The organism is Paraburkholderia sp. GAS448 (assembly GCF_050435685.1).
In the GTDB taxonomy this organism is placed as follows: domain Bacteria; phylum Pseudomonadota; class Gammaproteobacteria; order Burkholderiales; family Burkholderiaceae; genus Paraburkholderia.
In genome coordinates, this window is record NZ_JBNDKT010000017.1 from 25,393 (window position 1) to 39,014 (window position 13,622).

General features: G+C 60.7%; 8 protein-coding genes and 2 pseudogenes. 4 read left to right on the forward strand and 6 right to left on the reverse strand.

The window, feature by feature from the left end; genetic code table 11:
* Positions 1-3: 3 nt before the first annotated feature.
* The 4 genes and pseudogenes from P3T23_RS27200 to P3T23_RS27215 all read right to left on the reverse strand — a co-directional run bounded on the left by P3T23_RS27200 (position 4) and on the right by P3T23_RS27215 (position 4,468).
* The gene (locus P3T23_RS27200) at positions 4-1,347 is read right to left on the reverse strand and encodes a DUF3300 domain-containing protein (RefSeq protein WP_429319194.1); all 1,344 of its coding nucleotides are present in this window, start codon (positions 1,345-1,347) and stop codon (positions 4-6) included.
* Positions 1,348-1,355: 8 nt separating this feature from the next.
* Positions 1,356-1,643 carry a hypothetical protein gene (locus P3T23_RS27205; protein ID WP_429319195.1) on the reverse strand — a complete coding sequence of 96 codons (288 nt, stop codon included), beginning with the start codon at positions 1,641-1,643 and terminating at the stop codon, positions 1,356-1,358.
* Positions 1,644-1,795: 152 nt separating this feature from the next.
* Positions 1,796-2,056: pseudogene (locus P3T23_RS27210) on the reverse strand (glycogen phosphorylase); the annotation flags it as partial.
* 15 nt (positions 2,057-2,071) lie between these two features.
* Entirely contained in the window at positions 2,072-4,468 is a 2,397-nt protein-coding gene (locus P3T23_RS27215) for a phosphoketolase family protein (protein WP_429319196.1), read from the reverse strand.
* A gap of 766 nt (positions 4,469-5,234) precedes the next feature.
* Between P3T23_RS27215 and P3T23_RS27220 the strand changes: the two are divergent.
* Positions 5,235-5,393, forward strand: a pseudogene (locus P3T23_RS27220) (arginine deiminase); the annotation flags it as partial.
* Between the two features lie 519 nt (positions 5,394-5,912).
* Positions 5,913-8,261 (forward strand): mechanosensitive ion channel family protein, encoded by a 2,349-nt coding sequence (locus P3T23_RS27225; protein ID WP_429319322.1) that lies wholly within the window; start codon positions 5,913-5,915, stop codon positions 8,259-8,261.
* Between the two features lie 720 nt (positions 8,262-8,981).
* On the opposite strand, the gene P3T23_RS27230 is transcribed toward P3T23_RS27225, so the two are convergent.
* Positions 8,982-10,520, reverse strand: coding sequence for a DUF3300 domain-containing protein (locus tag P3T23_RS27230; protein ID WP_429319197.1), 1,539 nt, complete (start codon positions 10,518-10,520; stop codon positions 8,982-8,984).
* Between the two features lie 733 nt (positions 10,521-11,253).
* Here P3T23_RS27230 and P3T23_RS27235 point away from each other — a divergent pair.
* Positions 11,254-11,664, forward strand: coding sequence for a hypothetical protein (locus P3T23_RS27235; RefSeq protein WP_429319198.1), 411 nt, complete (start codon positions 11,254-11,256; stop codon positions 11,662-11,664).
* A 105-nt stretch (positions 11,665-11,769) separates the two neighbouring features.
* Here P3T23_RS27235 and P3T23_RS27240 read toward each other — a convergent pair whose 3' ends face one another.
* A complete protein-coding gene (locus tag P3T23_RS27240; RefSeq protein ID WP_429319199.1) occupies positions 11,770-12,243 on the reverse strand; it encodes an Lrp/AsnC family transcriptional regulator in 474 nt (157 codons plus the stop codon).
* Positions 12,244-12,536: 293 nt separating this feature from the next.
* Between P3T23_RS27240 and hppD the strand changes: the two genes are divergently transcribed.
* Positions 12,537-13,610 carry a 4-hydroxyphenylpyruvate dioxygenase gene (hppD, locus tag P3T23_RS27245; protein WP_429319200.1) on the forward strand — a complete coding sequence of 358 codons (1,074 nt, stop codon included), beginning with the start codon at positions 12,537-12,539 and terminating at the stop codon, positions 13,608-13,610.
* Positions 13,611-13,622: the final 12 nt, after the last annotated feature.

The following is a 13,622-nucleotide window of genomic DNA, read 5'->3' on the forward strand; positions in this document are numbered from 1 at the left end:
TCCTCAACGCCTGCCGCCGCCGCGTCCACCGCCCCCGCCGCGCATGCCACCGCCGGAGGGCCGATTAAAGCCTGAACCCTGCATACTCGATCTTCCGCGATCATAGCTGCGCTGCGTGGCGGCGCCGCCTCCTCCTATGCCCGAGAACGAGCTGTCGCGCCCGCCGCCGTAACCACCGCGGTTGCCGCTACTGACACGACTCATGTCGCCAGGGCCGCCGCGATTCGATGCGCTCCCCCGGTTAGCCGCGGCGGAGCGGTCTTCCGTTGCTGCCCGATTGCCGCCGGCTGATCGGTCGTTGACTGATGCCCGGTTCCCGGCGCTGCCCCGGTCAGCGGCGGTTGCGCGGTTGCCTGCCCCCGCCCGGTCGCTTGCGCCGAACCCCGTACCCGAATCGGTACCACGCCCACGATACTGGGATCGCCTGTCGGCACCCGACGAACCGGCAAATTTATCGCGCGTGGCATTGTCTCGATAGGCGACGCCCTGGCGATGGCTCGCATCGTGCTGCCAGCGACCTCCCTGTCCCTCGACTTTGCTGCGATCAAAATTGCGGTTGATGTTCGCGGCCTTGTCGGTGTTGATGTTGACGTCGCCTCCACCCCAACACGAGTTGCAGTCGCTGAAGATTGCACCGGCGGCAGCGAGACCAATGCCCCACGCGAATCCTGTCGCGAGGGCCGCGCCGGGGTAGTAACCAGGGTAGTAAGCGGGGTACGGTGGCCAATAGGTTGGCGGATAGGCCGGGTAGCTCCACCCACCGTACACAACCGTCGGATTGTAGGCCGGCACATAGATCACTTCCGGGTTCGCGGGCTCGATGCGCACGATGGTTGTTGTCCCGCCGCCCGCCGGCGCGGGCTCGACTTCGACCTTCTGCTGCTCGTTCGATTTCAGGTTGCCCGATTCCTGCGCGCGTGCCCGCAGCCGCTGCACGGCAGCGAAGACGTCTTTTTGCTGCGCAAGAAAAGCGTCACCAAGCTTCTGCGTCCAGTCGAGCTTGTCATTCATCGGCTCGAGTATTTGCGGAAACGCCACCAGCGATTTCACACTCGTGTCCCACGGCTGATTCTCAACCGCCTTCACGGCCGCGTCACCCTTCACATTCGGATTCGCTTTCACCCAGCGCGCAGCGTGCACGATCTCAAGCGGGTAGGTCGATGCCATCAATGTCTGAGACAGCACGGAGTCCGGGTAGAGCGCGATCGGCGCGACCAGCGCCTCGAGTTCCTCCGGCTTGAATGGCGTAGGGCCCTCAGGACCGCGATCTGCATAAGCTGGAAATGTCACCAGCAGAATCAGCCACAGAAAAACGGCTTTTGCCCATCGTTCGTTCCACTTTCTCATAGCCCCTCCTACCGGCAGGTTTTTGACTCGGAAAACGAAGCGTTTGTGACAGTCACGTGTGGCGCACGCGCAGCTGAGTTCCCGGATGGTTGTGGCGTCGCCGATTCGGGAAGCAGAGCGTCCGAAAAAAGTGCATTCGTGGGCGTTTGCTGCTCAAACGTGATCCACTCAGAAATTGCGAGTTCTTTGCCGTGGAGAAGGTAGCCCGCCAACAATACTGCCATGACGACATGGAGCCAGAACACAGCCTGCTCGAACCCCGCGAAGTCGTGTCGAATGTCGATGCTCCTGTTCATTTTACTTCTCGATAGGCTCGACCGACCCAACAGCTTTCCTATCGTAGTACCCGTTGATTACAAAACGATGGGTGCATATGCGCTTCGCAGCCTCAGGACGCCAGTATCTAAAGCGTTTACTTAATGAACGGCGCCGAGGCGAAAACCACACTTTTTCCCCGATCACCGTTGCCAAGCCCTGGCTCTTCCTCCAGAGCGAGTAGCATGTCGAGGTTCTGGCCGAGCGCCAGCATGCGGTCGCGCTCGCCGTAAGCAAGTGCCATGTACCAGTCGTGCGGGGTGGCGATGGCCGGATAGCGGGCCTGCAGGCAGATGAGGTTGTCGATGATGTCGCGTTGCAGTGTGTCGGCATCCAGCCCGCTTCGCGCGGTTTCGGCGCTGCGGGATGTGTTGCCGGGCGGGTCGACGGCCATGGGTTTCACGGGCACTCAGTCTGGCCACACCCAATCGGTGATCTCGGCGCGGTCGATGCCGTGCGTGTGCGCATGATTCAGGTTGCTGATGATGGCGTTCTTCATGTCTTCCCTGAGATAGGTCGTCCTGCCCTGTAATCTCGGCACGCGGTCGAGGACATCGATCACCAGATTGAAGCGATCGACCTGATTCAGGATCGCCAGTTCGAGCGGGGTATTGATGTTGCCCTTCTCCTTGTAACCGCGTACGTGCAGATGTTCGTGGTTGCGGAAACGATAGGCGAGCTTGTGGATCAACCACGGATAGCCGTGGAAATTAAAGATGACCGGCTTGTCCACCGTGAAAAGGCTGTCGAATTCGCGTTCGGTCGAGCCGTGCGGATGCTCGCTCGCGGGCTGCATCCTGAAGAGGTCCACTACGTTCACGAAGCGCAATTTGAGCTCGGGCAGCCGCTCGCGCAAAATCGCCGTCGCCGCCAGCGCTTCCTGAGTGGCGACGTCGCCGCACGATGCCATGACCACGTCCGGTTCTTCGCCCTCGTCGTTGCTCGCGCGCCGCCACACGCCCAGACCCTTCGCGCAGTGCACGACAGCTTCGTCGATGGTGGTGAACTGCAGGTGCTTCTGCTTGTCCGCCACGATGATATTGATGCAGTCGGTCGAGCGCAGACATTCGTCGGCCACCACAAGCAGCGTATTCGCGTCCGGCGGAAGATAGACGCGCGTGACAGATGGGCTTTTGTTGGTGACGAGGTCGATGAAGCCTGGGTCCTGATGCGAGAAGCCGTTGTGATCCTGTCGCCAAACGGTCGAGGACAGCAGGATGTTTTGCGACGACACTGACGCGCGCCACGGCACGTGGTTCTTGCACATGTCCAGCCATTTCGCGTGCTGGTTAAACATCGAATCCACTACATGCGCGAATGCCTCGTAAGTGTGGAAAAAGCCATGCCGCCCCGAAAGCAGATAGCCCTCGAGCCATCCCACCAGCGTATGCTCCGAGAGCATTTCCATCACGCGGCCGTCGCGCGACAGTTCTCCGCCGTCGTCGTCCTCTGGAAGCAGATCGCCCATCCAGACCTTTTTGCTGACCTCGTAGATTGATTGCAGACGATTGGAAGCCGTTTCGTCCGGGCCGAACACACGGAAAGTGCTCATGTTGGCGCGCATGGTGTCGCGTAGAAATTCGCCAAGTGGCCGCGTATTTTCTTGAAGCACCTTGCCCGCGTGAGAGACCTCGACTGCATAGGAGCGGAAATCTGGCAGCTTCAGTTCCCTGCGCAACAAGCCGCCATTGGCATGCGGATTTGCGCTGATGCGCCGTGACCCTGTTGGCGCGAGCGCTCGCAGTTCCGGGATCAGCCGGCCGCCCGCATTGAAAAGCTCGTCGGGCTTGTAGCTGCGCAACCAGCTCTCCAGAAGCGCGAGGCTATCGGGATTGTCGCGTACATCGGCGAACGGCACCTGATGGGAACGCCACGAGCCCTCGGCCTTGTGGCCCTTGACCTCCTTGGGCCCAGTCCAGCCTTTGGGCGTTCGCAACACGATCATCGGCCAGCGCGGCCGCTCGGGCTCGCCGCCAGCGCGCGCCTTTTCGTGAATCGCGCGAATCTCCGCGATGACGGTGTCGAGCGTGGCGGCCATCTTTTCATGCATCTCCGCATGGTCCGATCCCTCGACAAAAAAAGGCGTGTAACCATAGCCCTCGAACAGCGCCTCGAGCTCCCGGTGGCTGATGCGCGCGAGGATGGTGGGGTTGGCGATCTTGTAGCCGTTCAGGTTGAGAATCGGCAGCACGGTGCCGTCGCGAGCAGGATTGACGAATTTGTTCGAATGCCAGGCCGTCGCGAGCGGTCCCGTTTCCGCCTCGCCATCGCCGACCACACAGGCGACGATGAGGCCCGGATTGTCGAGCGCCGCGCCATAGGCATGGGACAGGCTGTAGCCCAGTTCGCCGCCTTCATGAATCGAGCCAGGCGTCTCCGGCGTGACATGTGAACCGATATGGCCTGGAAACGAGAATTGCTTAAAGAATTTCTGCATGCCCTCAGCGTCTTCGCTCTTGTCCGGATACACCTCCGAGTAGGTGCCTTCCAGATAGGTGGGGCCGAGCACGCCCGGAGCCCCATGGCCGGGGCCGGCCATGAAGATCACGTCGAGGTCATCGCGCTTGATGACACGATTCAGATGCGCCCAGACAAACGAAAGCGCTGGGCTTGCGCCCCAATGCCCAAGCAGACGCTGCTTCACTTGATCGACCTTCAGCGGCTCCCTTAGCAACGGGTTGTCTATCAGATAGATCATGCCGACCGACAGGTAGTTGCACGCGCGCCACCAGGCGTCGATCAGTCGAAGTTCGTCGGAGTCGAGGGTAGTCTGCTGTGAGGCGCCCGAAGTGGGATGCTGGCCCATAGCGATGTCTCCTGAACATGCAGCCTCATCCCTACGGGTGTAGAGTGTGACAGGCGCGCTGCATCGACGCTTTTCTGTATTTGTCGGGCCGTGTCGCGCCTGTTGGCGGCCTCTTTACATCGAACTTGTTGCGCAAAGCGGGTATGCCTACACCACGGGAGCATACGTCACTTCGCAAGGATTTCAAGTGCGATCCCACGTCCTTCCAGCTCACTTGCCGACGGGCATACCATGATCGTGGCCCCAATCGGACGAGCTTGTTGGTTATGCGCGGATTTTCACGAGTGCGAGTCCTGAATGTCGGATCGAGAGCGAATGCGCGTCACCAAATCCTGGAATTGGCCAGGCAGGTTTGGCATGATTCATGGGTCCGGTCGTCCAGGTTGGTGGAGACCGCCAATTCTGCAATCGTTGACCTGCGCCAACCTTTTCGACCAGCTGATAAGCCCAAAGTCCTATTGTGGTAAAGCGTCAACAAAGCGATATTAATTTGCACAATGTAGCGTCGCGCGCGTCTGCCGATCGTAGCAGTAGCCGCTTTCTGTACATCTGGGGTCAGGCATGCCTTTGCGCTCGACTCCGAGTCGCATCCGGTGCGACTCCTACGCCCCCCCGGCTCCCGCTATTTAACACGACAGGCTTGAGTCCGGGAGCGGCATTCACGTACGCGAAGAAAACTGCCGTCCGGTTTGAGGAATGGGTAGTTGCCTGCTGCCCTCCGAAACCTGCAAGAGATTTCTCGCCCTCCCAATTCAGGAGACGCATGATGAGCACGGAGAGGATCAACCTCGGGGTTCATTCCGAGGCGGGCAAGCTGCGCAAGGTGATGGTGTGTTCGCCGGGACTGGCGCACCAGCGTCTGACGCCCGGAAACTGCGACGAACTGCTTTTTGACGACGTGATCTGGGTCGGTCAGGCCAAGCGCGTGTAGCGGACGTGCCCGTTTCGCCCCGTGCAACGCCGCGACGCACTGCCTCTCTCTCCAGGCAGATCGTGTTGCGAATTCGGACCGGCTCCCACCAGCGTCTTGCGATTTGAACGGCCGCCAATGCGCGATCAGAACGCTCGTTCATTGCCGGTACGACAGCCGGGCGCTACGAAACCGGTGTTCGAAAGGTCGGAAGGTGGTACGGATAAGCATTGAAACATCATCGCGGCTGGGGACCGGGCTTGCGTTGCTGGGCAATGCGGAGAGTAGCAACCTTTCGGCCAGGATATATCGGCGCAGGAAATCGACGGGAAGCCGTCGTGACGTGCGCGAGGGGCCGAGGGGGCATGGGTTTGTCGTGATGTATGCTTTAGCCCGTAATCGCGGCACGAAGCGCAGTTCGGGCGCGGCAGCGCTTTCGCAACAGCGTTAGCCTGGCGACCCGGCTCTCACAGGGGTGACCTTTCGGAAGGGATCTCCATGACCGCATCCAGGCAGTGTGAATCCAGCCGTGCCATGGTCTTCGCCAGACTGCCGGCCCGCGCTGTTTTACATGCAGGCGCGTGGCGCGCGATTGGGTGCGCCTGCTTATGGCTGGTCGTGACCAGCTTCCTCGTTCTGTCGACGGCGGCTATCAATCCAGCGGCAGCGTTGCCCGCCGGGCTGCAAAACCGCATCAACAATGTGACGGGTGGCTCCGCGCCGCCAGCCTCGGCAGCGCAGACTGCATCGGCTCCAACGCCCGCGAGTCAGGCCGAAATGGCGCGCTCGCTGGACAGCCTGATCGGCACGCTCGAGAGCGATCCACAACGCAAAGCGCTGGTCGCCCATTTGAAGGCGCTTCGTGAAGGTACCCAAAGTGGCGCACCCGCTGCGCCGGCATCGTCCGAACAAGGCAGCAGCGATCTGCTCGGCGCGATTGCGTCAGGCATTGCGTCTGTCGAGACGGATTTGAGTGAGGGCCGCACACCCTTGCATTACTGGGCGACCCGTTCGACCGCGGCGGCCGACGATCTTTGGACTATTCTCAGAGGCACAAGTGGGGAGTCGTTCGGTCACGTCCTGCTTGGCATGATCGCGACGCTCGCGGGCTGGGGCGCGTGCGCTGGCCTGTTGATCTATCTGCGGCTGCGCACCAGTGCACGTTATGGCTGGAAGGTCACGCTGGAACCGAATCCAACCTCGTTCGAACTGTTGAGCTTCGCATTTTGGCGGACGGCGCCATGGATCGTCGCATTCGTGGCGGTGGCACTGTTCATGCGCGGAATGCCGGACGCGCTCGGCAGCACGCTGGGGCTTGTGATCGCCTATGTCATAGTCGCGGGCGCGATGTTCTCGGCGATCTGCCTGATCGTGTTCTCAGCGTTCAATACGGCACACCGGCGTGTCGCAGTACATCAGCTGCTCGCGCAAAGCCACTGGCCGCTTTTCGCGATCGGTGCATGTGGCGCGCTCGCCGACGCGACGGACAACCCGGAAGTCACAGGCCTGCTCGGCGTGAATCTCGCCGGGATCGTGTCGGCAACCGCAAACGTGGCGGCGGCCGTACTGATCGGATATTTCGCACTCGCTTACCGGCGGCCCGTCACGCATCTGATACGCAATCGCCCGTATGCGCAAAGGCGTGATCACAAACTCGCCACGGAAGCGCTCGATATCCTCGCATCGCTGTGGCACATCCCGATCCTTGTAATCGCGATTGCGTCGGTTTTTACGATCATCGATGCGCGCGGTTCGGAAGAGAACGTATTACGGCCGTCGCTTCTCAGTGCGCTGTTACTCGTGCTCACGCTGTTCGTGTCGGCGCTGCTGATCCACGTAACGCGTCGCAGGGACACGCGCGCATACCACCGCGCGCCGCACCTGATGCGACTCTTGCGCTTCGCCAGCACGCTGCTCATTCTCTTGATGTGGCTCGCGTTCATCCGGTTCGAACTGGACCTATGGAGTGGTCCGATCGCGCGGATGATCAAGCGCAGTGCGATGACACCCGGTTTCAAGCATGCGCTGGTTACAGTCATCGCGACGGTCTTCGGCGCCTGGTTCATATGGTTACTTTGTGACACCGCAATTCTCAAGGCGCTAGGCCCGAGCAGTTCGCGTAGCAAGGCACTCGATCCCAGCGTGCGAGCACGCACGATGTTGCCGCTTGTGCGCAACGCAGTTTTCGTGACGGTTGCGACCCTCGCCGCCATCGTCGCCGCCGCCACTCTGGGCGTCAATCTGACGCCTCTCCTTGCGGGCGCGGGCGTGATCGGTCTTGCAGTCGGCTTCGGTGCGAAGGCGCTCGTCACCGACCTTATCACGGGGCTCTTCATCATTGTCGAGGAGACGATCTCTGTCGGTGACTGGATTGAGATTGACGGCAGCCATGCCGGCATCGTCATGGACCTGACGATCCGCACGGTCCGGTTACGTGACGCACAAGGCGCGGTTCACACCATTCCCTTCTCGCAGATCAAGATCGTGAAGAACCTGTCGCGCGACTTCGCAAACGCGGTGTTCGAGGTACGGGTGCCGTTCTCCGTTGAGCTCGATGAAGTCACACGCATGATTGTGGAAGTGAGCGCCGATCTGCAGGGGGACTTTCGCCTGCGCAACGAAATACTTGCGCCCGTCGAAGTGTGGGGGCTCGACCGCTTTGAGGCTAACTGGATGGTTGTGAAAGGGCAGATCAAGACGCGGCCGCTGCAGCAGTGGAGCGTGACGCGCGCTTTTAACGCGCGGCTCAAGCGCAAGATGGACGAGGCGGGTATTGAGATTCCGGTGCCGCATATGCGGCTTCACACCCCGCCAAACGGACCCAACGCATGGTCGCAGCATGGCGATGGCGCCCAGGACGAGAGGGGAGGGCAGCGCGGTTGAAGCAGTACCTGGCGCCGCGGGTGCCATATCTCGACGCAACTGCATTGACGGCGGCCGCGACGCAGGGAAGGCACGACGCGAAACGAGTCGAGGAAGACGCCGCCCGGTGCATGGCAACCTGCGCCAATGACCCAAATCTGGTCGCATGCATGAATTCGTGTCCCTCCGATGCCGTCTGAGGTACAGGGCGGAACGTCATGGTGACGGACCTTGATTTTGCGTATTGCGATGCAATGCGCAGCCGTCGCCAACTGTGCGACTATCATAAGAAGCACGGCGAATGCCGCCCAACCCCGCAATGCCCAGTGCTATAGTTGTTCCGTCATTCTTCTGCGATCCTGACTCCCATGTTTTGCGACGCGTGCGAGAAAATGCTACAGAGCGCTACCCCTGCGCCCCATCCACAGCTGCAGAAATCACACTGTTCGACGAGGCTGCGTCCACTGGGTCGCCACCCGCTTGAAGTGTGCAGATATCGCTGTCTTCAGTGCGGGGTGAACTGGATGCTCGAAACCGACATGTCGAACGGGGGCGAGCACGAGTGGATCTGTCTTTACCATTCGTCGAGCATTCTTGAGCCAGGCAGCGTTTCGGCTCCCGCTTCGCAGGTGGAAACTGATTCTCCAACAGTCACGCGCGTGAACGCCGCTCATGCGGTGGGCCCAGAATGGCCATATCAAATGCTGATTCAGCTAGGATCGCTTCCCTTCGTATGACGAACTAGCGCCGGCCGCCACCGCGTGCGCCTCCGCCACCACCACCACCACGGGCTGCGCCGCTCCCACGGTTATAGTTCGAGGACTGCGCGCTCGCTCGCCCGCGATTGTAGTCGCGCTGCGTCGCGCCGCCTCCGCCGACGCCCTGGAATGCCGAGTCGCGGCTGCCTCCCGAGTAACCGCCGCCTCCTCTGTTACCGGTTTGCGCGTTTGACGAACCGACACGAGTGGGCGTCTGTGCGCGATTGCTGGCTGAGGCGTTGCGGTTGGGCGTCTGCGCGCGATTGCTGGCTGAGGCAGTGCGGTTGGACGTCTGTGCCCGATTGCTGGCTGTAGCGCCTCGATTGGCGTTGTTGGACCGATCGCTGACACCCGCGGTTCGGCCTGCGCGATTGGCCGCACTCACGTTGTTCTGGCGACCCGTGCGATTTCCGGCCTCCGCCCGATTGGCGACGCTCGCGCGCTCGGTAGCGCCGCCGGTGCGTCCGCGATAGTCGCGTCGCGCGTCGGCGCCCTGCACACCCTTGGCGTACCTGTCACGCGTCGCGTTGTCGCGATAGGCGACGCCCTGACGATGTCCCGCGTCGTGCTTCCACTTGCCGCCCTCTACCTTAGTGCTGTTGAAATTGCGGTCGATGTTGGCGGCCTTATTCACGTTGACGTTGACGTCATTGTTATTCCAGTCGCAATCGCTGAAGATTGCGCCTGCGGCCGCGATGCCGACCCCCCACGCGAACCCGCTCGCGAGTGCGGCGCCGGGGTAATAGGCCGGAGGAGGCGGCCAGTAGGTCGGCGGGTAAGCTGGAGCGCTCCAGCCCCCGTAGACGACGGTCGGGTTGTAGGAGGGCACGTAGACGACCTGGGGATCGGATGGCTCGATGCGCACGATGGTTTGCGGCGCCTGGACCGCCTGGCCACCTTGTGCGGGCTGGCCGCCCTGACTCGGGGCAGGCGCTTCAACAACCACCTTCTGTTGCGCGTTAGACGTCAGGTGTCCGGCTTTTTGCGCACGCACCCTCAATCGCTGCACAGCGTCAAGCACGTCCTTTTCATTTGCAAGGAACGCATCTCCGAGCCTCTGGGTCCAGTCGAGCTTGTCGCTCATCGGTTCCAGAACCTGCGGAAATGCCACCAATGACTTGACGCTGACGTCCCACGGCTGGTCCTGCACTGCTTTCACGGCAACTTCACCCTTCAGGTCGTTGTGCGTTTTCACCCAGCGGGCAGCATGCACGACTTCGAGCGGATATGTCGACGCCATCAGGATTTGCGATAACAGCGAGTCGGGATAGAGCGCGATCGGCGCGACCAGCGCCTCGATTTCCTCCGGTGGAAATTGCTGGGCCTGAGGCTCGGGCGCCGAGGCCGGGAGTGGCACAGACGCTGCGGCCGCAACAGGGGCTGCGGCTGGAGCAGAGGCCGCAGCTGCGGCCGGCGCTGAAGTGGGCTGAGTCTGAGCCTGCTGATCCTGCTGCTTCGATGGGCAGCCCGCCAATAGGACAACGAGGCCGGTGCTTAAGAGTCGTGCAATCCTTATGGTCATGGTCACTCCCCGTTCGTTCCGTCAGGCAGCGAAATGTTCGCGGGCTTCAATCTCACAGCGCCGCATGATGAGGCGGATGAACCGCTGACCGGTGGAGCGCGGCGACGCTGCACTGTGAGCAGATGATGGAACGCAAACTAGATTAGTACTCGCCATTCGATCGGTACAGTTAGATGTTACGTGATCGGAAATTGCCAGGCCAGAAAAGACCCGACGCACAATGCTCTTCATTGAGGTGTTGGCGCGAGTGCGGCGTTCAATTAGAGTCATCGAGATGAAGGAGAGCAATGCGGCGGGTCAACAGGACGTTCGTACTGCGCGGTGGCTTCGATCTCGCATAAGTTCACGCGTCCATCATTACTGAAACAATCCGGCTAACGAATTCGCTTTTCGCAACGGATGTCACGCATTTTTCCGGCAGTGGATGCCATGTTCGCCTCGTTCGTCTGTGAGGATCGGGAATCGGGCAGCGATGTCCATCGCGTGCACTGGATTGCTGATAGCGGGTCTGAAGCTCGCAGTTCTTCTGCAGAGTGCCCGGTCAAGCGAAAGCGTCCTCGTCGTCATGCGTCGATCCTGGCGACGTGGGCTGCGGCGATCTTTGCGGCTACCGCCTTTGCATTGGTTGACGCGCGCGCCGGCGTTGAACCCCTCAGCTTCAGGGACCCGATGACAAGCAGTTCGACGTAAGTGACTTCTGCTCAAACACAAAGGCGCGCTGCCTGTACCCGTCGTGATCACCGAACCGGCTGTCGGCTACGGTCTGAGACCTGGCCTGCTGTTCTTTTCCGCGCCGGTCGCCGACACCGCGTCGGTTCCTTCGCGCGATAGCAAGGATCGCGTGCCGCCGAATGTCACCGCACTTGGCGGCCTCTACACTCAGAACGGTACATGGGCCGCCGCCGCGGGTCACTTCCACACCTGGGACAACGACCGGTACCGGTATCTTGGGTCGACACCATCCACGCCCGGCGTGCGGGCTCCGCTGGATGCCAGCGTAATGCGAGCCGCCTCGCTCAACCAATCCCTGTCGGCAATCAGTCTCAGGAGTCGATCGAACTTGCGTTCTTTGTTCTCCGTCGACCATGTCGCCAGTTTGCTTTGCATTTCACTTTATCAAAGGTCTTCACCTCTCTATGGTTAGCTAATCAAACACCGGTCGCTTGTCCAGCAAAGCGTCACATCAGGTTCCGCGGGCGGGTGTCAGTGGTGCCGGCCGCCTCAGTGCGCATCCGGCATCGACACGCGCTCAGGCCTCCAGCGGCATCGCGCTCGTTCCTTTGATCTCGTCGAGGCAAACGATTGACTGCACGCTGCTCACACCGGGAGTGCGCATCAAGGTGTCGAGGAGAAACTCGGAGAGCGCCTTCAAATCGCGGGCGACGACTTTCAGCACGTAGTCGATATCGCCCGTTACGGAAAAGCACTCCTGGATCTGTGCCAGCTTCATGACGAGTTCCTTGAATTTCAACAGGTCGCGAATATGCCCGCGCTCCATCGTGACCTGAATGAATGCGACCACGCCGAACCCCAGGCTTTCGGCGTCGAGCCGCGTTTCGTAGCGTTTGATCACGCCCATTTCCTCGAGCCGCCGATGTCGTCGCAGCGTTTGTGCCGGCGAAAGCTTGATCGCCTCCGCCAGTTCGAGGTTGGAGGCGCGTCCGTGTTCCTGCAAAGCGCCAAGGAGCCGGAGGTCGATGCGGTCGAGGGCGAAGTTTTGCATTTTTGTTTCCTTATCTATGGACTCGGAGAAATTTGATTGCATTAGTAAGGGTATGCCAGCGTGTCAAACGAAATCATATTTTGTCGGTCAAAATATACACTGAGGCCTGAGAAAGGCGAAGTTCGCGTGTTCAGGATGGCCACTTCGGCGTTGAGGGAAGTAAAGCGGGCGCGCGCCAACCCCGTGTTTGCGCAATTTTATTTCTCCGCCGATGCCTGGAAACTCCTGGGAAACCTCGGCGCGCCGTTCGACGTCTAATGCGAGCAACGCTTCTCACCCTAAGGAGCATGACCATGGCTGATCTTTTTGAGAACCCGATGAAACTCATGGGCTTCGAATTCGTGGAATTCGCATCGCCCACCCCCAACCTCCTGGAACCGCTGTTCGAGCAAATGGGCTTTGCGCTCGTGGCGCGCCATCGCTCGAAGGACGTCCTGCTGTATCGTCAGGGCGAAATCAACTTCATCGTCAACCGCGAGCCAAACAGCCCGGCAGCGTATTTCGCCGCCGAGCATGGACCGAGCGCCTGCGGCATGGCGTTTCGCGTGCAGGACTCGCACAAGGCCTACGCACGCGCATTGGCTTTGGGTGCCCAGCCCGTTGAAATCGCAACCGGCCCGATGGAATTGCGTCTGCCCGCGATCAAGGGTATCGGTGGCGCGCCACTCTATCTGATCGATCGTTTTGAAGAGGGCAAATCGATCTACGATATCGACTTCGAATTCATTGAAGGCGTCGACCGCCATCCGGTTGGCCACGGCCTGCGCCTCGTCGACCACTTGACCCACAACGTCTACCGTGGCCGGATGGCACATTGGGCCAGTTTCTACGAGAAGCTGTTCAATTTTCGCGAGATCCGCTATTTCGACATTCAGGGCGAATACACAGGGTTGACCTCGAAGGCCATGACGGCGCCGGACGGCAAAATCCGCATTCCGCTCAATGAGGAGTCGTCGAAGGGGAGTGGGCAGATCGAGGAATTCCTGATGGCGTTCAACGGCGAAGGCATCCAGCACATCGCCTTCCTGACCGATAACCTGATCGAAGTCATCGATAACCTGCAAATGGCCGGCGTGCCGTTGATGAGCGCGCCGAACGACTACTACTACGAAGGCCTCGAAAAACGCCTGTCAGGCCACGGCCAGCCGGTGGCGGAACTGCAGTCGCACGGCATTCTGCTCGACGGCAGCACCGAAGGCGGTTCGCGGCGCTTGCTGCTGCAGATCTTCTCGAAGACGCTGCTCGGCCCGGTGTTCTTCGAGTTCATCCAGCGCAAGGGCGACGAGGGCTTCGGCGAAGGCAACTTCAAGGCGCTGTTCGAATCCCTCGAGCGCGATCAGATCGAGCGGGGCACGCTCAAGGTGTAGACATCCAGCGGC

Bases quoted from the DNA above. Each gene is read 5' to 3' on its own strand.
- P3T23_RS27200 (WP_429319194.1), bottom strand. From the start codon at position 1,347: ATGAGAAAGTGGAACGAACGATGGGCAAAAGCCGTTTTTCTGTGGCTG.
- P3T23_RS27240 (WP_429319199.1), bottom strand. From the start codon at position 12,243: ATGCAAAACTTCGCCCTCGACCGCATCGACCTCCGGCTCCTTGGCGCT.
- P3T23_RS27215 (WP_429319196.1), bottom strand. From the start codon at position 4,468: ATGGGCCAGCATCCCACTTCGGGCGCCTCACAGCAGACTACCCTCGAC.
- hppD (WP_429319200.1), top strand. From the start codon at position 12,537: ATGGCTGATCTTTTTGAGAACCCGATGAAACTCATGGGCTTCGAATTC.
- P3T23_RS27225 (WP_429319322.1), top strand. From the start codon at position 5,913: ATGGTCTTCGCCAGACTGCCGGCCCGCGCTGTTTTACATGCAGGCGCG.
- P3T23_RS27230 (WP_429319197.1), bottom strand. From the start codon at position 10,520: ATGACCATAAGGATTGCACGACTCTTAAGCACCGGCCTCGTTGTCCTA.
- P3T23_RS27205 (WP_429319195.1), bottom strand. From the start codon at position 1,643: ATGAACAGGAGCATCGACATTCGACACGACTTCGCGGGGTTCGAGCAG.